The following is a 21,914-nucleotide window of genomic DNA, read 5'->3' as shown; positions in this document are numbered from 1 at the left end:
CTTTAGCTAGGTTATAATAATTCAAATTTATTCTTTTGACAAGCTAAATATTTTTGAATATGCTACTTCTTAGCTTTGGATTGTTTTGAATACTTCTCTTTATTTTAAGTATTATTGACATCCCCAAACCTGAAGAGACGCAAATGTAAACGCCATCTTCAGAAGGGGACAAGATTATTTTTTAGCTGTTATTATTTTTTAATCCTATCAGATGCCTGTTGTTCTTCTTTGGCAGCGCGACGAGCAAACCATGTCGCTAATAACGAACCTGAAATATTATGCCATACACTGAAAATAGCACTCGGCACAGCAGCCAAAGGATTAAAGTGAGCCGCAGCAAGACTAGCCCCTAGCCCTGAATTTTGCATACCTGTCTCGAAAACAATTGCTTTGCGTTGTGCAGGATTCATGCGAATCGCTTTGGCAAATAGATATCCGAGCAAATAACCAAGTCCATTATGTAAAATAACGACAAGGAAAATCAACAATCCTGTTTCAACAATTTTGTCACGATTAAGACCAACAACGATCGAGACGATCAATACAATCGCAAGTGTAGAAACAAAAGGCAATGCCACTGTAGCCGCTTCTGCTTGCTTGCGAAATAGTGATTTTACAATAACGCCCAGTACGATAGGAACGATCACTACTTTGAGAATATCTAAAATCAGACTGCTTGCACTAATATCCATCCATTGTCCAGCAAGTAAAGAAATCATCGCTGGTGTAGCAAGTGGAGCGATCAATGTTGATACAGAAGCTATCGATACACCTAGCGCTACATCTCCTTTAGATAGAAAAGTCATTACATTAGAAGATGTACCACTTGGACAACAACCGACTAATATTACACCAACAGCAATATCTGGTGGAAGTTGCAACGCAATCGCTAGACCATACGCAAGTAACGGCATAATAATATAATGCCCTACCACTCCAAGTGCAACATCCAAAGGACGGCGAAACACTTCGCGAAAATCAGCAGAAGATAACGTTAGCCCCATACCAAACATCACAATTCCAAGCAATAACGAAATCTGTCCTTTCAAACCGGTAAACAACGTGGGCATAAAAAATCCAAGCAACGCAAACAATATGACCCAGATCGAAAATGTATCCCCTACAAACTTACTCACTTTGGCTACAGCATTCATGATGTAATCTCCTATTCTTGTAATTTGATAAAAACGTTGATTGTCTAAACAATAGATATAACTCAAGAGCATACCTGTGTTAGAATATTCTCCATCAACGCTTTAATGCGTAAAAACTAAAGTATGCAAATTTTACTATAAAAGATTTTACATGGCTATTGTTTTTTATTTCACAACTGATGCATGATAGACAAATAAACCAAATTCATAAAAAATGAGATCATCTATACTTACAATGAGAGCCATTTTAATTGATAAGGAGAGTCATTCAATATGCCAATCAATAATGATCTTCCAGAGCGTTATCAAGTCGGTATTTTGTTATTTGATGAAGTAGAAGTGATGGATTTTGCAGGGCCGTTTGAAGTGTTCTCACTCGCAGAGACAGTCGAAAAGCAGAAATTATTTCAAGTACATACGATATCTCCAGACGGGCAGCAGATCAGTGCTCGTAACGGGTTAAAAGTACAACCAGATTATGCTATCCATCATATGCCGGCATTGGATATATTGATTATTCCTGGCGGGTACGGTGCAGAAGAAATCATTATTCATGATCCTGTCATCATAGAGTGGATACAGACGCAGTCTCAACAGGTGAAATTGCTAGCTTCTATTTGTACCGGTGCATTAGTGTTAGCGGAAGCAGGATTATTGAATGGTCTACAAGCAACGACACACTGGATGGATCTGGATCGATTGCAACACGATTATCCTGAAGTGATCGTCAAATCAGGAGTGAAATTTGTGGATCAAGGAGCAATTATGACATCCGCAGGGATCTCCGCAGGTATTCATTTGGCATTACATATTGTAAAAGAATGGGTTAATATAGAGTGTGCTCGTACAGTAATCAAACGAATGGATATAGATATCGAAGTGTAATGAAAGAACTTACTTATGTAGAAAAGAGTGATTAACGATGTTTTACGGTCAGGCGATTTTGCCAGCAGCCAAAAGTATGAAGCAATTTGAACAAATCTTATCCAGTTCGTATGAATATGGAGTATTTTTAGATACTCATATCGCACAACTCAAAAATATTTATAAAATGGCAAATCAACAGCATAAAAAAATGTTTTTGCATGCTGATCTGGTGCACGGGCTTAAAAATGATGAGTATGCAGCCGAATACTTGTGTCAGGAGATTAAGCCTTACGGTATTATTTCGACACGTGGTAATATGATTTTGAAAGCCAAGCAAAAAGGTGTTATAGCGATTCAACGTGTATTTATGCTAGATACAATTGCGCTTGAAAAAAGTTATGCTTTATTGCAAAAGACACAGCCAGATTATATTGAAGTCTTACCGGGGGTAGTCCCTCATATGATCAAAGAAGTGATTGAACGTACTAATATTCCTGTATTTGCAGGCGGTCTTATTCGCACAGCAGATGATGTGGAACAGGCGCTAACTGCGGGGGCAACAGCGGTCACAACATCCAATGATCAGTTGTTTGCTCACTATCGTACAGATAAGTGAAAAATCATTAAAATGAAGATCACATGAAAATTATCATATTGACACCGCTTACATGTTACGATATGATGAACTTATCAAGTTAATAATGTGACGGAGAACCGGAGAGCCACGCAAAGACCCCTACAACTGAAGGGGTGGTTTGCAGTGGCTTTTTCTGTTGTCTATCGGTTGAAATAACTTGCTACTTTGAATGGAGGGAATTATCATGTCACCATTTATAGCAGAATTAGTAGGAACAATGATTCTGATTGCTTTAGGCGCTGGCGTTTCGGCAGGCGTTGCATTAAAAGGATCATTTGCAGAAAGTTCAGGTTGGATGGTTGTTACCGCAGGTTGGGGTCTTGGGGTAGGAATGGCTGTATATGCTGTAGGTGATATTAGCGGGGCTCATTTGAATCCGGCTGTCACACTAGCTCTTGCTTTTAACGGCGATTTTGCATGGAGTCAGGTTCCGTCATATATTTTGGCACAGATGATCGGAGCGATGGCAGGTGCATTGCTGGTCTATTTACAATACTTACCGCACTGGAAAGCAACTCCAGATCCTGCGACCAAACTAGGCGTATTTTCAACATCACCGGCTATTAAACATCCTGTCGGAAATATGCTGAGTGAAATTATCGGTACATTTATTTTTGTCATGGTATTGTTATCTATGGGTGCGAATCAATTTACAGAAGGTGTTCATCCATTGATTGTTGGTTTATTAGTGGTTAGTATCGGCTTATCGCTTGGAGGAACAACAGGGTATGCAATCAATCCAGCTCGTGATCTAGGTCCTCGTCTGATGCATACATTGTTGCCGATTGCAGGTAAAGGTTCTTCCAATTGGAAATATGCTTGGGTTCCATTTATCGGGCCATTGTTAGGCGGTTCGATCGGTGGTCTATTTTACAAAAATGTATTTCAAGGTCAAAGTACACCTCTGCTATGGGTACTGTTAGTAGTTACAGCGATTTGCTTGTTTTTCGCTCATCGTTCAGGTCGTAAAGCACAAGATTCTGTTTCTCGTAAAGTAACTGCGTAACTCATAACTATTCATCATTGTATAGGACTTATTAGTGTATACCACTCAAGGAGGAACTTATTTATGGAAAAATATATTATGGCACTGGATCAAGGAACAACAAGCTCGCGCGCAATTTTGTTTAACAAAAAAGGTGAAATTGTATATATGGCGCAGCGTGAATTTCCACAATATTTCCCGAAGCCGGGCACCGTTGAACAAAATGCAAATGAAATTTGGAGTTCGATTCTAGCGGTTATCGCTTCTTGTCTGTCCGAGTCTGGAATCAAGCCGGTACAGATCGCAGGAATCGGTATTACCAACCAACGTGAAACTACAGTTGTCTGGGATCGCAAAACAGGAGATCCTGTCTATAATGTACTGGTATGGCAATCTCGTCAAAGTGCTGAAATCTGTGAAGATCTCAAAAAACGTGATCTAGAACAAACATTCCGCGATAAAACAGGATTGTTGATTGATCCTTACTTCTCCGGTACCAAAGTAAAATGGATTCTGGATCATGTGGAAGGTACACGCGAACGTGCAGAACGTGGCGAATTAATGTTCGGTACGATTGATACGTGGTTAATCTGGAAATTATCCGGTGGTAAAGCGCATGTAACTGATTATTCTAATGCTTCTCGTACGTTAATGTACAATATCTATGAATTGAAATGGGACGAAGAGTTGCTTGATATCTTGGGTGTTCCAGCTTCGATGTTGCCAGAAGTACGTCCTTCTTCTGAAGTGTATGCACATACTGTCGATTATCATTTCTTCGGTCAAAATATTCCGATTGCTGGTGCAGCAGGAGATCAACAAGCAGCACTATTCGGACAAGCTTGTTATGAAAAAGGATCGATCAAAAACACATACGGTACAGGTTGCTTTATGCTGATGAATACAGGTGAAGAACCTATTCGCTCCGAGCATGGTCTAATTACAACTATCGCTTGCGGTGTAGATGGTAAAATTCATTATGCACTAGAAGGAAGTATCTTTGTAGCGGGTTCTGCTATTCAATGGTTACGCGATGGTCTGCGGATGTTCCGCGATGCAGCAGATAGTGAAGCTTATGCTGCACGTGTAGAATCTACAGATGGCGTCTATCTTGTACCTGCTTTTGTAGGATTGGGTAGTCCTTATTGGGATAGTGAAGTACGCGGAGCGGCTTTTGGTCTTAGTCGCGGTACAACCAAAGAGCATTTTATTCGCGCTACATTAGAATCACTAGCATATCAAACCAAAGATGTATTAACCGCGATGGAAAGCGACACAGGGCTCAAAGTCGAATCGCTTAAAGTCGATGGTGGAGCAGTAAAAAATAAATTCTTAATGCAGTTCCAAAGCGATATTCTAGGTGTTCCTGTAGATCGTCCTGTTGTAAATGAGACGACAGCTTTAGGAGCAGCTTATCTTGCAGGACTTGCAACAGGATACTGGACAAGTCTAGATGAGATTGCCGCAGCACACGAAGAATTGAACGATCAATTTACCCCGAATATGGAAGAATCACGTCGTGAAAGTCTATATGCTGGCTGGCAAAAAGCTGTTCATGCGACAATGGCTTTTAAATAAAATCATAACGTAAGTATGATCAGATCCATATAACTCATACCAAAAACCCCTTTTCTTATTCTAGAGAAGGGGTTTTTGGTCTAGTGTATTTTTAAAAAATGGATGCAATGCTTTTCATTCTGTGCTAATATTCCAATTGATAATGATAATCTTTATCATTTATTCAGGAATAAAATATTACGGATAAAAGGCGGTTATACAGCATGTACATCCTCAAAAAATTCAGTATGATTTTCACTACCATTTTGCTGATTGCTATTCTAGCGGCTTGTGGTCAAAGTACAACACCAACAGCTTCTCCACCGACATCATCAACAATGGAGAAACCAGCCACAACAGAAAATAAGACGATTACATACAAAGCGGCAAATGGCGAAGTGAAAGTGCCCAGTCATCCTCAGCGTGTTGTTGTTATTGCAGCTAGTTATTATGGATATCTATATGCGTTGGGCATTAAGCCGATTGCTACAATTGATTATGTTTTTCAAAGTTCTATGTTGAAAGAAACGCTGAATGGTGTTACTAATTTAAGCGATAGTCCAGATATTGAAGAAATATTAGCATTGAATCCAGACTTGATTGTGATCTGGGATAATGATAAAAATCTAGAAAAATATCAGGAAATTGCTCCGACTGTTGCAATCAAATATGGACAATATACGTACAAAGAGTTATTGCAAGAATTAGGTAAAATGACAGGCACAGAAGATAAAGCCAAAGAAGTAGCCGCCGCATGGGAAGCGAAAATTAATGAAGTCAAACCCAAAGTACATGCTGCTGTAGGCGACAAAACAGTCTCTATTCTTCAACCGTATGCCAAAGGAATCTATGCGATGGGAGATACCTACGGCCGCGGTGGAGAGATTATCTATCAAGCATTAGGTCTTAAAGCTACCCCGATGTTACAAAAAGAAGCGATAGATAGTGGTGCAGGTTTTACAAGTCTTTCTTTAGAAAATTTGCCTGATTTTGCAGGAGATTATATTTTCACTTCACCATGGGGTGGAGACGATGATAAAGATGGAAGTACAGTGTACAACAGTAGTCTATGGAAAGACTTGCCGGCAGTGAAAAGCAATCATGTCTACCGCATTGATCCTATCGCGTATTATTTCAACGATCCTATTTCGATGAATGCACAGCTTGATTATATCGTAAAAAGTTTAACTCAATCTTAATGGGTCAGTATAAATGTCTAAAAAATTGTCTAAATTCTTTGCTACCCTAAAGCTAATATGGTACAATGTAGTTAACAAGTTAATAATAACGTCATGAGACTTTGGAGAGACCACGAGTACACGCGGTATACAACCGTTTTAGTGTAATTATTCGTGGTCTCTTTTTTATTGCTTATGACTGGTAAAAATAAACAATATAGTGCGTTCAAATAAGGGAGGAACTACAGATGAATACAACATTTTCAGCACAAAACAGAGCCAATGCTTTAGAGCATATGAGTAGCGAAGTATTAGATGTATTAGTAATTGGTGGCGGAATAACAGGATCGGGAATTGCGTTAGATGCTGTGACTCGCGGTATGAAAACAGGTCTGGTTGAAATGCAAGATTATGCAGCAGGAACATCCAGCCGTTCTACTAAATTGGTTCATGGTGGATTGCGTTACTTGAAGCAATTTGAAGTGAAGATGGTAGCTGAAGTAGGGAAAGAACGTGCAGTCGTTTATGAAAATGGCCCGCATGTCACTACACCAGAATGGATGTTACTTCCTTTTCACAAAGGTGGAACATTCGGTAGCTTCAGTACTTCGATCGGTCTACGTGTATACGATTACTTAGCAGGCGTCAAAAGAAATGAACGTCGTAAAATGTTAAGTGTAAAAGAAACGATGTTCAAAGAACCTTTAATCAAAAAAGACGGTCTACAAGGTGGCGGTTATTATGTAGAATACCGTACCGATGATGCTCGTTTAACGATTGAAGTAATCAAAGAAGCGGTAAAACGTGGTGCGTATGCGTCTAACTATACCAAAGCATCTGAATTTATTTATGAAAATGGCAAGCTAAAAGGGGTTAAAGTTACCGATACAATTAGCGGTCATGAATATAGCATTTTCGCGCGTAAAGTTATCAATGCAGCAGGCCCGTGGGTAGATACACTTCGCCAATTGGATAAATCCAAAAAAGGTAAAGTGCTACAAATGACTAAAGGGATTCACCTGGTTATCGATCATGAGCGTTTCCCGCTTGAACAAGCTGTTTACTTTGATACACCGGACGGTCGGATGGTATTTGCGATTCCAAGAGACGGCAAAACGTATGTAGGTACAACAGATACGGTCTACAAAGCCGATCCTATTCACCCACAAATGACACTGGAAGATCGTGATTATGTATTAAAAGCGATCAATTATATGTTCCCGAGTGTAAAAGTGACAGCGGCTGATGTAGAATCTAGCTGGGCAGGTGTACGTCCATTGATCTATGAAGAAGGTAAAGATCCTTCTGAAATCTCTCGTAAAGATGAAGTATGGCAATCCGATAGCGGCTTGATTACGATTGCTGGTGGTAAATTAACCGGTTATCGCAAAATGGCTGAAATGGTTATCGATCTAGCGGCAGAATTAATCGGCAAAGAGCAAGGCAAAAAATTCAAAGCTTGTCAGACCAAACATATGGCTATCTCCGGTGGCGATGTAGGCGGTTCCGCTAACCTACCTGCTTTTATCTTGCAACAAGGAGATAAAGGTAGACAAGCTGGATTAACACTAGAACAAGCGGAATATCTAGCAGGATTTTACGGTTCCAATGTTAGCAAATTATTTGAACTGGTACGTCAGGCAGATCCGATTGCAGACGAGTTAGGATTACCAGCAGATATTCGTGCTCGTATTGCTTATGCTATCCAAGAAGAAATGACAGTCAAACCGGTTGATTTCTTTATCCGTCGTACAGGAGCTTTATTTTTCAATATCAACTGGGTACATGAATGGAAACAACCTGTAATCGAATATATGTCCAGACGCTTCAACTGGACAGCCGATCAAAAACGTCGTTATACAGACGAATTAGAAGGGCATTTGCATGATGCTGTTGTACCTTCTGATGCGCCAACGAAAAGTGGATTTGCAATCTAAAATTAGCTTGAGCATATAATCAAATTATGAAAGACTCTTCCGTTGTGGAAGAGTCTTTTTGTATGTAGCTTGTAATCAACTACGACTTTAGTCTAGGTTTATTATCTTCTATAGGCGGATGAGTTGAAGAGCAAGTTGTGATACAGTGTAATCAAAGATTACGAAATAGAAAAGGGGTGTGTAAGGATCATGATTAAAAAAGCAGTTCTTGCACCGGTATTATTGTTGTTGGGTGTTTATTTATTTTTGAATCCAGGTGGATCGACAGGAGTCGGAGCGATTTTTGCTACATTTTGGCCGACATTATTTGTGATTCCGCTAGGACTATTTTTTCACTGGTTGCATTTTTCGTTGCTGCATTCCAAACATAAAGGATTATTGATTCCAGGTGGAATTTTGCTAGGAGCAGGTGTAGTGAGTCAAATCGCTACATTGTTTGATCTTTGGGCAGTGATGTGGCCGGGTTACATACTTGCAGTAGCATTAGGATTATTTGAATTTTACTGGTTAGGTTCTCGTAACAAATGGTTATTGATTCCGATTAATATTTTAACTGTAGTCGGATTGTTGTTTTTTGCTGTATTTTCGTTAGATTCTATTCTTCATCATGTAGTATTTGTACAACCTCTGGTTGCGCTTGCTGTTCTATTAGGTGGAGCATGGTTATTGGTCGATCGTAAGCCAAAAACCAAATAATAAAGTACAGTATATTGAAGTTATTGCTAGATGATACATTCGTATAGGTTATAAAATCATTCCAAAGTAAAGCGATTAGAACGGTAATCTCAGTTCTGATTGCTTTTTTTGTTGTGTATCACTATTCTTTTTTTGAATAGAATCAAAGCACAGCAGTCAAAAATGGGTAATGTATTGCATATGTGTACATCTATACATACTTTTATTGTACAAAGAGATAGATCACGCAAAGGGGAGCAAGGGATGGAATTTTTGAATTTAATATTGGTGATTGTACTTATTTTGTTAACCGCCTTTTTTGTGGCATCTGAATATTCGATTATTCGTGTACGTATTTCCAAAATCAATCAATTGGCTGAAGAAGGCAACAAAAACGCAGTTGCTGTTCAGAATATTATTTCCAAATTGGATGAGTTTTTATCAGCTTGTCAGTTGGGAACAACATTAACATCGTTAGCACTGGGTTGGTTAGGCGAGTCGACGATTGAAGAATTACTTCATCCGGTCTTTGTCTGGGTGCATGTTCCAGCAGGATTAGAATCGGTCATATCGTTTATTATCGCGTTCTTATTACTGACTTATTTTGAAGTATTGATCGGGGAACTGGTTCCCAAATCGTTTGCGATTCAATTGGCTGAACCGATGGCGTTATTTTTTGCTCGTCCGATGATGGTGTTTTACCGGATAACGTATCCATTCAACTGGGTATTGAGTCGTTCAGCACGTCTGATTACAGGATTATTCGGCGTAAAGCCTATTTCTGAACAAGATGCGGCGCAGAGTGAAGCAGAGTTACGATTTGCTTTATCTGAAGGATTCAAAAGTGGTAATATTACACCGACCGAATATCGTTATTTGAATAATGTGTTTGAGTTTGATGAATTAGTCGGTAGTGAGATTATGGTTCCGCGTACAGAGATGAAGTATATCGGGCATGAAGCACAATTAGCAGACTTCTATGAGCTGGTGAAAGAAGAGCCTTACAGCCTGATTCCTGTGGCTCTGGATGGAGACAAAGACCGAATTATTGGCTTGCTCAATGTCAAAGAAGTATTGCGAGATGCAGTAAGTCATCCACATACACCTACCGATCCGATTGCGCCTTTTATCAAGCCTGTACTGCAATTGATTGAGACTGTGCCTGCTCGTGAATTACTAGGGCAAATGCAAAAGCAAAATATTCATATGGCGGTTTTGTTAGATGAGTATGGCGGAACAGCAGGTATGGTGACACTAGAAGATATTTTAGAAGAAATTGTTGGTGATATTCCTTCCAAATCCGATATCGAACCTGCCGCTACACCAGCGATTCATAAGCTAGGAGACAAGCATTATCGTCTACAACCACTGGCATTAATCCATGAAGTGAATCGTCGTCTAGGAACCGATATCGAAGCCGGTGAAGCCTATACGATTGGTGGTTGGATCTGGGCGCAGAAATTTAATATTCATGAAGGTGAATCGGTACGGGTCGAAGAATATGAATTTACCGTAACTCGTATGGAGAATCGTCATATCAAAGAAATCGAAGTGACTACATTTGAAGAGGAAGATGAAGAAGAGCAAGAGTAATCATTTTCGTCTATTCTGTAACGATGGTATACTATAACAAGTTCGTATACTCAAAGAGGTGATTATAGATGGCTAAGAAAAATAGAGCATCTGCAAGACCGACCGCTACACCAGCACAAGATCGACCAGCTACACTCAAAGACATGCTAAGTGCTGATGTACTGGATAAGCTCAAAGCGCAAGCAACCGAGCTCAAAGCAGAAGAGCAACAACGCAAAGAAAAGCAACAACAAGAAGCAGAAGATGCTCGCAAAGCAGAACAAAAACGTCGTGATAACGATTTTGAATATTTGCTCGAAAATACCAAACAAGACTGGAAAAAATTCAAATAAATCGGTATATGATCTTTTGAATAAAGAAGTAGTATAGTCTTGATCAGGTATACAGAAGTAATCCAAATGCCGGTATAGTGCTCGTAGGAGTGCTTTATCGGCATTTGTTATACATGTTAAATATAGAAAGTGGGAATAAATAATGAGTGGTCAGACACGTGCCAATATTAAAGCAGGAATAGAAGTCGATATTGTACTCAAACAAGATCAACGTACAGGTAAATTAACAAGAGGGATTGTCAAAGATATTTTGACCAATTCACCCAACCATCCGCATGGAATCAAAGTGCGTCTACAATCAGGAGATGTAGGACGGGTAAAAAATATTATTAGTATTTAAAGTGAAAAATTGTTAAATTTATAGTAGTTAAGATTTTTAAAAGAGAGGATATTAATTATGACACAGCAAATGAGTCCAGATTCATTAAGTGAAATTATAATTAAAGCACAAGATTTTTTTAGAAAAGAAATTATACCCAGTCATCAAGCCAATACTAAGAAACTCAAAAAACTTAAAGAATTTGATCTTAATCCATTTTTAGATAAATACAAAGCTAGTTTTTTAATGGGAAATGATAATCCAGAGAGTATAGCTCGAGCATTGGTTTATCCAAGGGTTTTGGGAACATCAATCAACACTTCTTTTGGAAATAAGCTACAGAAGTTTTGCCATGAAGTTTTAGAAGGATTTTCATCAACTACATCTGGTATAGATATTGAATTTATAGATAAAATAGATGGACGAAAAAAGTATTGTCAAATAAAAGCGGGACCAAATACTCTTAATAAAGATGATGTTAAAACAATTAAGGATCATTTCAAAGCCATTAAACATCTTGCTAGAACAAATAATATGAGAATTGATATGGAAGATTTAATTGTAGGTGTATTTTATGGCACATCTAAAGATTTAAGTTCTCATTATAAAAAGATAAACGATGATTATCCAGTCTTTGCAGGAAAAGATTTTTGGCAGAGGCTAACAGGACATGAAGATTTCTATCAGAACTTAACGGATGCAATTGGAGATGTTGCTTCTGAAATTGATGGTTCTCAATTAATCGAAGAAGTTATTGATGCTCTAGCTTTAGAGATAGAAAATGAATTAAAAGCAAAAAGACTTTGAATGTACTTCAAAGCCTTTCAAACTAAAACATCTAATTATTTGATTTGATTTAAAACATTAATAATAGATAATCCGATTGCTTTTGCCATATTAATAGGTACTGCATTTCCTATTTGTTTATACGCATTAGCAGTTGAACAATCAAACTCCCAACTATCAGGAAAACTTTGTATTCTAGCATATTCTCTGACTGTAAATGGTCTGGTCTCGTCAGGATGGCAGCGTTCAGTTTGTTTTTGAGCTGGGGAACAGGTTAAAGTTAAAGAAGGTTCTTCCCATGAGAGTCTTCTTGCCATTCCTGTTCTACCACCACCTGAGTAATAACTTTTTCCCATATAACTTTTAGCTATTTCATCAGGAAGGTCTCTCCAATATCCACCTGGTGGTACAAGATCTAAAACCTTCTTTTTAGATTCAGGATATTTAGCACCATCTGAATAAGGAACGTCCTTTAAAATATCTTTTAAGGTAGGTTTATATTCAAATGGTTGTGGGAAATGATATTCTAAATGATAGTTTTCTACTAAATCGTTTCTGATACCTATAATGACTAGTCTTTCTCTTTTTTGAGCAACATTATAATCCAGCGATTTCAAAACCTGCCAACTAACTTTATAACCAATGTCTGAGAATACTTTAAGCATTAGAGATAAAGTTTTTCCATTATCATGGTTAAGTAAACCTTTTACGTTTTCAGCTAAAAACGTTTTAGGAAGAAGTTGCTTCAGTATTTGAGCATAATAATAAAACATAGTGCCTCTAGCGTCAGATAATCCCATTTTCTTTCCAGCATAACTAAAAGATTGGCAAGGATAACCTCCAGATAAGAGATCAAGTTCACCTATAGGAATATTTACAAAGTTTCGAATTCCTTGATCTGCTACTTGAATAATATCTTTTTCAATAATATTAAGATGAGGTCTGTTTTTTCTGAGAGTTTTGCAAGCATACTTATCTATTTCTACAAGACCTTTAGATTCAAAACCGGCTTTTTCGAGTCCTAGTGCTAATCCGCCTGCCCCTGCAAAGAGTTCTATTGCTGAATAGGTTGTGGATGCTTTAATATCGTTTATTGATTTAAAATTATTATTTTTATAATCCGAAGCATGTATTGCTTCATTTTGTGACTGTTCTAATAAAGTTTCTGTATCATCTAGAGTAAGAGAAATTTGCTCGGGTAGAATAATGTCTTCAAATTTGACGTTTAGCATTTCACATAATTTCATGGCATTAGATTTTATAGGATTAAAATTAGGAGATAGCAACATTGACAATTGACTCTTGCTAATTCCTAACTGGGCTGCTAAATCTTTTTGCGTAGAGATTCCATTTTTTTTCATATGTAATCTCACTTTATCTTTACTAATTGTATACAAATATAACCCTCCAATATAGTTAAAATAGTTTTTAACTTTTATAGGGTTATTATGAATGTTTTTTTTAAAAAGTCAATATAACTATTAAATTAAATTTAAAAGGATGATCAATAATGAAAAAGAATAGACTCGGTACATCCGATTTAATCGTAGGTGAGATTGGACTAGGTTGTATGTCTCTTGGAACAGACGAGAGCCAAGTGATTCCTTTGCTTCATGAAGCGCTTGATCTCGGGATTAACTTTTTGGATACAGCAGACATTTACGATAACGGTCATAACGAAGAATTGATTGGTAAAGCGATCAAAGGTCGTCGTAGTGATGTGATTATCGCCAGCAAAGTAGGGAATACTCGTGTAGAAGGTCAAGACGGCTTAGTCTGGAATCCGTCCAAAGCTCATATTATGGAAGCAATCAAAGAAAGCTTACGACGCTTGCAGACCGACTATATCGATCTGTATCAATTACATGGCGGTACATTGGACGATAATATCGATGAAACGATTGAAGCTTTTGCCCAATTAAAAAGAGAAGGTCTCATTCGTGAATACGGTATTTCTTCGATTCGTCCTAATGTTATCCGTGAATATGTAGATCGTTCTCATATTGTAAGTGTGATGAGCCAATATAGTATTTTAGATCGCCGTCCTGAAGAAGAAGTATTACCTTTATTAACACAAAAAGGGATCAGTTCTATTGTGCGTGGTGCTGTAGCAAGCGGCGCATTAGCAGATGGACGCGAGGACAAAGCACAGAAGGGTTATCTGGACATTAGCGGCGAAGAAGTCATCAGTCTACGTCAGCAATTAGAACCTCTTACACAGGCAAATAGAAGCCTTTCACAGACTGCTATTCAATATGTACTTGCTCATCCAGCAGTAGCAGTGCTAGCAGCAGGAGCAAGTTCTTCACAACAATTACGTGAAAATGTAGAAGCGGCTTCATCGCCAGCATTAACCGATGATGAACTACAAATGATTCGCTCAATTCGTGCTGCTAATCAGTATACACAACATCGTTAATCATATGAAAAAGCGTTCATATTCGTATTTGATACATTTATTCTATTTTTTTACGCTCACATCGGTCTAAAGTTCTTATTTTGGGTTAATAATAAGACAGTGTAGTGAGAGGAGAATAAATATGTGGAATGCGTTAATGTGGGGTGCGATAGCAGGCTCTGCGGTTTTATTAGGAGCTTTGATTGCGATGTTTTTCAATATGCCGAAAAAGATTATTGGCTGGATTATGGCTTTTGGTACAGGAACGCTTATTGGAGCAGTTGCTTTTGAATTGTTATCGGATGCCGTTGAAGATGGAGGCATCTGGGCAACAGGCATAGGTTTTATGGTGGGTGCGATTGTATACACTGCATTTGATCTATACATATCCCGTAAAGGGGGAGCGAACCGTAAGCGTTCCTATATGAGTAAGGACGACTCTTCATCGCCTGCTTCCAATTCTTCTTCCAAAGCAAAAGACGGCAGTAGTCAAAGTGGACTTGGTATATTTGCAGGTACTGTAATGGATGCGATTCCTGAATCGATTATGATCGGAGCAAGTCTACTTGCCGGTCAGGGTGTCAGCCTGGTATTGGTTATTTCTATTTTTGTCAGCAATATTCCTGAAGGATTATCCAGTACGGTAGGGCTGAAGCAAAGTCATTATTCACGTGGCAAAATTTTTGGCATGTGGGCAGTTGTGCTTGTGATCTCTGCTCTAGCTTCGATGGCAGGGTATCTGTTTTTAGAATTATTACCAGATGAGATCAAAGCAGGCATCGGTGCTTTTGCCGGTGGTGGTATTATAGCGATGATCTGTTCTACGATGATGCCAGAAGCGTATGAAGATGGCGGCCCGTTAGTCGGGTTGATCGCTTCACTTGGATTACTGACTGCGTTGTTGTTAAGTATCGGATCATAAGCAAATCAGGAAGCGATAGTTGTGTTTAAAAAAGAGCTTATTCGGTGTACATAACATCGATAAGCTTTTTTTGTCATCTTCTCGATCATTTGGTATACTAATTGATAATCATTATCAGTAGGGGGAGAGAGTCGTATGCGGGGAACACTTTTTACCAAAATGTATGCAGGTCGAGACTTGCTGATTTATTTGCCACCTTCTTATGATACAGCATCGTATACGTTACCAGTCGTGTATGTTCATGATGGTGGAGATGTATTTGATCTGGTATTGAACGGAACTTTATATAACTTGGAACAACGCTTTGCCGCAGGTACTTTGCCAGAATTGATTCTGGTGGGAATTGCTGCATATGATCCTTTAGTTGAATATACCCCGTGGTATGCACGCGCTCTGTATCCAGGGCTGGGTCATGGAGATTTTGGCGGACGTGCCACCGAGTATTTGAATATGATTGCTCATGAGCTTAAACCATGGATTGATCAGAACTTCTATACAGATAGTCGACCTGAAATGACAGGGATTGTAGGCAAGTCTCTGGGAGGTCTGGTGTCTTTATTTGCAGCTTATGTCTATCCACATGTTTTTGGCAGAATAGGAAGCATGTCGGCTTCGCTCTGGTATGAAGGATTTATCGAATTTATGAAAGAGCGTCAGCATCTATCTCCTGATCTGCGTATCTATATGGATATAGGCAATCTAGAAGGCTTAGGAAAAGCTAATCGTCAGCGGTTGATCCAGACGTGTACCGATGAAGCAGTAAGTATTTTGCTGAACAATATTCCAGAACCTCATTTCTATTTTGAACGCATTGATGGTGACGATCATGATCCTGAAACGTTTTATCAGCGTTTTCCTGATCTGATGGGCTGGTTATTTGATCAAAAAACAGTCGGTTTATTGAAATAATTATAATTTCTGCTCCACATTACAGACTGTATTCTTGCCAAATGCGAATAAAGAGCAGATAATAAAGATAGCAACATCTTCATATTAAGAGATTATATTTTGTATAGTTGCTAATTGAATCATCACTCAAAGGAGGAATCACTTCCTAATGGAAAGAATAGAATCGGAAGATCAATACCGCAATTTGATTAATGGTAACGACCTTACTGTGATCAAATTTGATACAAACTGGTGCCCGGATTGCAAAACGCTTGACCGCTTTATGGTCGATATTATCGAAAAGAACAATGACAAACAGTTCTTTGCGATGGATGCAGAAAAGTTTCAAGATTTAGCAGAGCAAAATGAAGTAAGAGGAATACCAAGCTTGCTTGTGTACCGTAATGGTGAAAAAATAGCTCATTTGCACAGTAAATTTGCTAAAACTCCTACACAAGTTGCTGAATATTTAGCAACAGTAGAGTAATATAAATAAAAACGCCCGAATGGAATATATTCCATTCGGACGTTTTTTATATACAGCAGGATGCTACAAGTGCAACCTTGTTAACTTTTGACCGATAATTCGTTGATCGTCAAATCTTTACGCTTCATAATCAAATGTTCTACACTTCTGAAATGTCCTAATAATTCATGTGCCTCATCATCACTAAGCCCACGAATACTTTCAACTAATTTATTAGACATAATTTTGTACATTCCATCTAGTGCTTCTTCCCCTTTACGGGTAATTGAAATACTCACATACCGGCGATCTTGATCTGATCGTGTACGCTCAATCAACTCTTCTTGTCCTAACTTATCGCAGATCTGTGTAACGGCACTGGTAGTCAGACCTGTTGCCCGGACAATGTCTGTACCATATTGACTGCCGTTTGCTAGTAAAAAGTGCAGGATGTACACTTCTGTAGCATTAGACTTGAGTTGTCGCATTAAGGTAGGGAGCTCCATAATACGTGGCATACGATCCACAAGTGTTAAATAGCTTTTGAGAAGTTCATTAGACGTTTCCAAATTGTAAATCCTCCTTCGATATATATAAATAAAACTCTTAGTTAACTATCATTGTATACTGCACTATACAACTACAATTAACAGTAAAAAACGAAAGTAAATGTGAAAAAGATACTAAGATTTCGATCATTCTTAAAACTTCCTTAACAATATAGTAATTTGTTACCATACTATCGTCAATGCAAATTCGACAGATTGAGACAAGTAAACGTTATCATTGACGTAAAATTGAACATTTTTTATAATTAAATCTAAAATAATGTGATTTGACTATCACTTTGTGTGAATTCCAATCTATGACAAATATAAAGGTGGCTGCTATACATTGAATAATTCTTCACTTTCTTTTGTAACGATGGACGAAATTGTACGTGAAGGTGATCCGATTTTGCGAAAAGTAGCGGAACCTGTGAAATTACCGTTATCTGATGAAGATCGTACACGTGCGAATCGAATGATGGATTTTTTGAAAAAATCACAAGATGAGAAATTAGCTGAACAATATGGTTTGCGTCCAGGAATAGGATTATCAGCTAATCAGGTTGGTTGGGATGGAAGAGTGTTTGTAGTCTATTTTACTAATGACCAAGATCGGCAACTTGAGTATGTGTTTTGCAATCCCAAATTAGTGAGTCATTCTACAGCAATGGTCTATCTGGAGCACGGAGAGGGATGTTTGTCTGTTGACCGTGATGTAGAAGGATTCGTACCACGGTATGAGAAAATAACGATCAAAGCATTTACACCTGACGGGAAGCCGTTTACGTTGAAGCTAAAAGGGTTTGAAGCTGTCGTGATTCAGCACGAATTAGATCATTTGAACGGTGTAATGTTCTACGACCATATTAATAAAAAAGATCCAGGTCGTTTGCCAGAGGTTGAGTTTATTCGTCCACTGTAAGTATTCATTACAGCTATAGAGGACGGTTGAATCATATCGCTGGATATTATGGATGAAAATGGATTTATATTGTTAATGTGCTAAGTTATTAATGATATCGGTAAAAAGACTGCTGTTGTGAAGGCAGTCTTTTCAAATTGGTTTGTGATATGATAAATAGAATAAACATAAGCCAGATGATATGTTATATTATTCTGATTTCTGTAAGCGTTTTATCCTAGACGGCAAACTAATGGTGTAGAAAGTAGGGGGAGTCATGTGGAAGCCGTTGATTGAGCGAATGAATAATGTGAAAATTAAAAATAAATTGATTTTTGCGTATATCTTTATTGTCGCGCTTCCTATACTGGGGATTGGTGGAGTTGTGGTAGATTACTTTAGGCAATCGGCTCTAGATAATGCAATCGAGCAGACAACCAATAATGTAGAACGTGTCAAAAACCAAATGGATACAATGTTGCGCGTACCGATCGATATTTCTAACAAACTACTATTCGATTCTAGACTTAGTGATGTAGTCAACACACGCTATACTAAAGTCTATGATCTGGTCGTTGCTTATCATAATTATCAGGAATTTCAAGAATATCTGCGTTTGTACTCTGAAATATCAGCAATCCGATTTTACACCACTAATAATACGATTCAGAATAATTTAGAATTTATGAAAGTAAACAATGAAGTTCGGGATAGCAAATGGTATCAGACCGCTATCAATAGTCGCAAAATCAATTGGATTTATCGTAACGATATCGAAATCAGTGAAACCAAAAAACTCAGTCTGGTGCGTAAAATTAATTTTACGGACTATACGACCAATGGAGTACTGGTTATCGAACTGAGCCAATCGTATCTGAATTCAATTTTGAGTGCAGAACCATTTGAAACGATGATTTTGGATCATAGTGGTTATGTAGTAGCTGCCAAAGATATCACTTTAATCGGTAAACAGTTGGGTGATCCAGAGCTAGGTATAAGCACTGATCTTCAAGGGAAAGGCATCTATGAGCGTGATGTGAAAGGACAGCTCTCGAATATTGTAGTCGATGAAGTTATGCCAGACAGCAGTGATAACGGGCTGAAAATTATCTCGGTATTTGCAAATGAAAGTATAGTACGGGATTCCAATCGTATTATTCTAATCGGTACCGGATTACTGGTATTGATTCTGTGTACGGGATTGTTATTTTTATACTTGATTTCTCACCTGATTACACGCCGCTTATCCGGTCTAAGTCGTCAGATGAACAAAGTAGGTACAGGCGATCTAAAAGCAGTCTCACATATTGCAGGAGCCGATGAGATTGGACAGCTTTCACGCAAATTCAACGATATGGTTGTGAGTATACGAACATTAATGGATCAAGTGTATGAATCCAATGAACGCAACACGCGTCTTGAAGTGAGTCAAAAAGAGATCAGTTTTAAAATGTTAGCCAGTCAAATCAATCCTCACTTTCTTTTTAATGCTCTGGAATCGATACGTATGAAAGCTCATATTCGTGGTGAACAAGAGATCGCGTATATTGTGCGCTTGCTGGGTAAGTTGATTCGTAATAATTTGGAGATTGGTATGAAAAATACGACTTTACAAGGTGAAATGGAATTAATTAAGTCGTATTTGGAAATTCAAAAGTTTCGCTTTGGTGATCGTCTAAATTATGAATTACTGATCGATCCTCAAACCAAAGCAATATCGATTCCACCACTTATTATTCAGCCCTTAGTAGAAAATGCAATTATTCATGGTCTGGAGAGCCGGGAAAATGGCGGATTGATTATTATTCGTACTTTGCGGATTGATCAAGATATCATGATTGATGTTATCGACAATGGAGCAGGGATATCGGATGAACGTTTACAATGGGTAAAAAATTCTTTGCAAGTTAATGAGAGCCAGCAAGGAGATCGTATCGGATTACGTAATGTACATCAGCGATTGATTTTGTCCTATGGTGCAACCTATGGACTTCATATATCCAGTATGCTTGGGGAAGGAACTCAAATTTCATTTAAAATACCAGCCACAACCGATTAATTAATGTCAGGGGGCAATAAATAATGTTTAAAGTGATGATCGTAGATGATGAACCAGCGATTCGCGAAGGACTAAAAACGATTATTAATTGGAACGAGATTGGATTTGAAGTTGTCGATGCTGCGGTAAATGGAAGAGATGCTATTCAGAAATTTGAACGCTGGAAACCGGATTTAACGATTATGGATATTCGTATGCCCGGGATGAGTGGACTTGAAGTGATCGAACAAATTCGCCAGCAATATCAGCAAGCGCATTTTTTAATTTTGAGTGGACATGCTGATTTTGAATATGCACGTAAAGCATTAGGATTCGGTGTAGATGGATATTTACTCAAACCGGTAGATGAAGATGAAATGCAAGATGAACTTCGTCGTGTGTATGGATCGCTTCATCGAGAGCAACAAGATATGATTATCCATATTCTTGAGACACCATTATCTGAAAAAGTAGAACAATTGTTAGTCTCTTCTTCCTCACAACATCAAAGTGCAACTTCACTTCATTTACAATGGGAACGTTACCAAATGATTTTAATTGAATGTAGTCATGTGCAAGGAGATGAAAAAGTAAACTTTTTTACGCAATTGCAAAAGTTGGCTGATTATTCCAATGACTCGTATCATCGGGTTGTGTTTCGTGCAGGTCAGTATATCGGCTTACTAACAGAGCAACCTTATATGCAACATCATGAATTAATACAATTGAAAGAACACATCTGGTCATGGTTGCATGATGAACCTGAAATGTATCTGGCTGCAAGTCATGTAGTCACAGACCTAGAAGATCTTCGTTTGATCTATGACGAAGCATCCTCATTGATCGGACAACGATTCTGGTATGAGGATCATGGTGTGATGTCGACAGAGCTTGAGGTAGCTTCCACTACTGAGCAACCACTTGCAGAAGTTCCTTTAGCAGGGGAATGGTCAGACCGTCTATATTATGCTGTTGATATTCGCAATATAGCTACAGCGAAGCGAGTGTTGGAAGAATTGTGTGATATTTCATGGAAAGCCGGACTCTCTGAACGCGAAGTGAAAAGCCTTTGTTCTCATGTGCTATCACTTGCTCTTAGCCGTTTGCCGGCAAGTGTACCAGGTTCTGGCGCAGCTGTGCAGCAATGTCTATCTTTGATTCCTGAATTGTACGCGGTATCGACTACCAGACAGATGATTACATTAGTTGTAAACCGATTAGAACTATTGCTACAGTCGATCAATCATGGCACTCATGAATCGGTTATGAAGCAGATGACCGATTTTATTCAGCGCAATTATAGCGATAACCTCAAGCTTGAATTGTTGGCTGAAATATTTAACTACAATAGTGCATACTTGGGCAAAATGTTCAAAACGCATACAGGCGAATCATTTAACCACTTTCTTGATCAAGTACGGTTAGAGCAAGCCAAATCATTGTTGGCACAAGGAATGAAAGTACACAAAGTCGCTTCACAAGTTGGATATGCCAATGTAGATTATTTCCATAGTAAATTCAAAAAATATACAGGAGTTTCGCCGTCTGCATACCGTGATCAACAAAGTGATCATCTGTAGATGCGAAGAAATAACCTGATTATGTATAGGTTCAAATACATGTCATACTGCGTTGATACAGGCACAATTTGACTTTTAAGTATAAAATGTAAGCGATATCTAATTTTTATATGATTTTATGTATAATTTAGAAGGTATAAATAGAAAGCGCTT

The 21,914-nt window shown here is 38.3% G+C and carries 21 protein-coding genes; 18 read left to right on the top strand and 3 right to left on the bottom strand.

What is annotated here, in order from left to right; genetic code table 11:
* Positions 1–191 precede the first annotated feature (191 nt).
* Positions 192–1,154 (bottom strand): bile acid:sodium symporter family protein, encoded by a 963-nt coding sequence (locus ACFSGI_RS02910; RefSeq protein ID WP_204827047.1) that lies wholly within the window; start codon positions 1,152–1,154, stop codon positions 192–194.
* Between the two features lie 273 nt (positions 1,155–1,427).
* Between ACFSGI_RS02910 and ACFSGI_RS02905 the strand changes: the two genes are divergently transcribed.
* The 11 genes from ACFSGI_RS02905 to ACFSGI_RS02855 all read left to right on the top strand — a co-directional run bounded on the left by ACFSGI_RS02905 (position 1,428) and on the right by ACFSGI_RS02855 (position 12,041).
* Entirely contained in the window at positions 1,428–2,039 is a 612-nt protein-coding gene (locus tag ACFSGI_RS02905; protein WP_204827048.1) for a DJ-1/PfpI family protein, read from the top strand.
* A 37-nt stretch (positions 2,040–2,076) separates the two neighbouring features.
* Entirely contained in the window at positions 2,077–2,637 is a 561-nt protein-coding gene (locus ACFSGI_RS02900; RefSeq protein ID WP_204827049.1) for a glycerol-3-phosphate responsive antiterminator, read from the top strand.
* A gap of 205 nt (positions 2,638–2,842) precedes the next feature.
* The gene (locus ACFSGI_RS02895) at positions 2,843–3,664 is read left to right on the top strand and encodes an MIP/aquaporin family protein (protein ID WP_204827050.1); all 822 of its coding nucleotides are present in this window, start codon (positions 2,843–2,845) and stop codon (positions 3,662–3,664) included.
* Positions 3,665–3,727: 63 nt separating this feature from the next.
* The gene (glpK, locus tag ACFSGI_RS02890; protein WP_204827051.1) at positions 3,728–5,221 is read left to right on the top strand and encodes a glycerol kinase GlpK; all 1,494 of its coding nucleotides are present in this window, start codon (positions 3,728–3,730) and stop codon (positions 5,219–5,221) included.
* A 203-nt stretch (positions 5,222–5,424) separates the two neighbouring features.
* Positions 5,425–6,399, top strand: a complete 975-nt coding sequence (locus ACFSGI_RS02885; protein WP_204827052.1) for an iron-hydroxamate ABC transporter substrate-binding protein — start codon at positions 5,425–5,427, stop codon at positions 6,397–6,399.
* Positions 6,400–6,626: 227 nt separating this feature from the next.
* Entirely contained in the window at positions 6,627–8,315 is a 1,689-nt protein-coding gene (locus ACFSGI_RS02880) for a glycerol-3-phosphate dehydrogenase/oxidase (protein ID WP_204827053.1), read from the top strand.
* 189 nt (positions 8,316–8,504) lie between these two features.
* The gene (locus tag ACFSGI_RS02875) at positions 8,505–9,011 is read left to right on the top strand and encodes a hypothetical protein (RefSeq protein WP_204827054.1); all 507 of its coding nucleotides are present in this window, start codon (positions 8,505–8,507) and stop codon (positions 9,009–9,011) included.
* 243 nt (positions 9,012–9,254) lie between these two features.
* On the top strand, positions 9,255–10,583 hold the full coding sequence (locus tag ACFSGI_RS02870) for a hemolysin family protein (protein ID WP_204827055.1): 1,329 nt from the start codon (positions 9,255–9,257) through the stop codon (positions 10,581–10,583).
* Positions 10,584–10,651: 68 nt separating this feature from the next.
* The gene (locus tag ACFSGI_RS02865) at positions 10,652–10,915 is read left to right on the top strand and encodes a YqkE family protein (protein WP_204827056.1); all 264 of its coding nucleotides are present in this window, start codon (positions 10,652–10,654) and stop codon (positions 10,913–10,915) included.
* 142 nt (positions 10,916–11,057) lie between these two features.
* Positions 11,058–11,255: a YwbE family protein gene (locus tag ACFSGI_RS02860; protein WP_204827057.1), complete on the top strand. Its 198-nt coding sequence runs from the start codon at positions 11,058–11,060 to the stop codon at positions 11,253–11,255.
* Between the two features lie 57 nt (positions 11,256–11,312).
* A complete protein-coding gene (locus tag ACFSGI_RS02855) occupies positions 11,313–12,041 on the top strand; it encodes a PmeII family type II restriction endonuclease (protein WP_204827058.1) in 729 nt (242 codons plus the stop codon).
* A gap of 35 nt (positions 12,042–12,076) precedes the next feature.
* Here the strand turns inward: ACFSGI_RS02855 and dcm are convergent, their stop codons facing one another.
* Positions 12,077–13,381: a DNA (cytosine-5-)-methyltransferase gene (dcm, locus tag ACFSGI_RS02850; protein ID WP_204827144.1), complete on the bottom strand. Its 1,305-nt coding sequence runs from the start codon at positions 13,379–13,381 to the stop codon at positions 12,077–12,079.
* 149 nt (positions 13,382–13,530) lie between these two features.
* On the opposite strand from dcm, the gene ACFSGI_RS02845 reads away from it, so the two are divergent.
* The 4 genes from ACFSGI_RS02845 to ACFSGI_RS02830 all read left to right on the top strand — a co-directional run bounded on the left by ACFSGI_RS02845 (position 13,531) and on the right by ACFSGI_RS02830 (position 16,715).
* Positions 13,531–14,439, top strand: coding sequence for an aldo/keto reductase (locus ACFSGI_RS02845; protein ID WP_204827059.1), 909 nt, complete (start codon positions 13,531–13,533; stop codon positions 14,437–14,439).
* Positions 14,440–14,560: 121 nt separating this feature from the next.
* Positions 14,561–15,340 (top strand): ZIP family metal transporter, encoded by a 780-nt coding sequence (locus ACFSGI_RS02840; RefSeq protein WP_204827060.1) that lies wholly within the window; start codon positions 14,561–14,563, stop codon positions 15,338–15,340.
* Positions 15,341–15,475: 135 nt separating this feature from the next.
* Entirely contained in the window at positions 15,476–16,249 is a 774-nt protein-coding gene (locus ACFSGI_RS02835; protein ID WP_204827061.1) for an alpha/beta hydrolase, read from the top strand.
* Between the two features lie 148 nt (positions 16,250–16,397).
* The gene (locus tag ACFSGI_RS02830; RefSeq protein WP_204827062.1) at positions 16,398–16,715 is read left to right on the top strand and encodes a thioredoxin family protein; all 318 of its coding nucleotides are present in this window, start codon (positions 16,398–16,400) and stop codon (positions 16,713–16,715) included.
* Positions 16,716–16,795: 80 nt separating this feature from the next.
* On the opposite strand, the gene ACFSGI_RS02825 is transcribed toward ACFSGI_RS02830, so the two are convergent.
* Entirely contained in the window at positions 16,796–17,263 is a 468-nt protein-coding gene (locus tag ACFSGI_RS02825; RefSeq protein ID WP_204827063.1) for a MarR family winged helix-turn-helix transcriptional regulator, read from the bottom strand.
* Positions 17,264–17,588: 325 nt separating this feature from the next.
* Between ACFSGI_RS02825 and def the strand changes: the two genes are divergently transcribed.
* The 3 genes from def to ACFSGI_RS02810 all read left to right on the top strand — a co-directional run bounded on the left by def (position 17,589) and on the right by ACFSGI_RS02810 (position 21,761).
* Positions 17,589–18,164: a peptide deformylase gene (gene def, locus ACFSGI_RS02820; protein WP_204827064.1), complete on the top strand. Its 576-nt coding sequence runs from the start codon at positions 17,589–17,591 to the stop codon at positions 18,162–18,164.
* Between the two features lie 256 nt (positions 18,165–18,420).
* Positions 18,421–20,202 (top strand): sensor histidine kinase, encoded by a 1,782-nt coding sequence (locus tag ACFSGI_RS02815; RefSeq protein WP_204827065.1) that lies wholly within the window; start codon positions 18,421–18,423, stop codon positions 20,200–20,202.
* 23 nt (positions 20,203–20,225) lie between these two features.
* Positions 20,226–21,761, top strand: a complete 1,536-nt coding sequence (locus ACFSGI_RS02810) for a response regulator transcription factor (RefSeq protein ID WP_204827066.1) — start codon at positions 20,226–20,228, stop codon at positions 21,759–21,761.
* Positions 21,762–21,914 lie beyond the last annotated feature (153 nt).

This window comes from Paenibacillus nicotianae (assembly GCF_042681745.1).
GTDB lineage: Bacteria > Bacillota > Bacilli > Paenibacillales > Paenibacillaceae > Saccharibacillus > Saccharibacillus nicotianae.
This window is presented reverse-complemented; position numbering and strand designations above follow the sequence as displayed.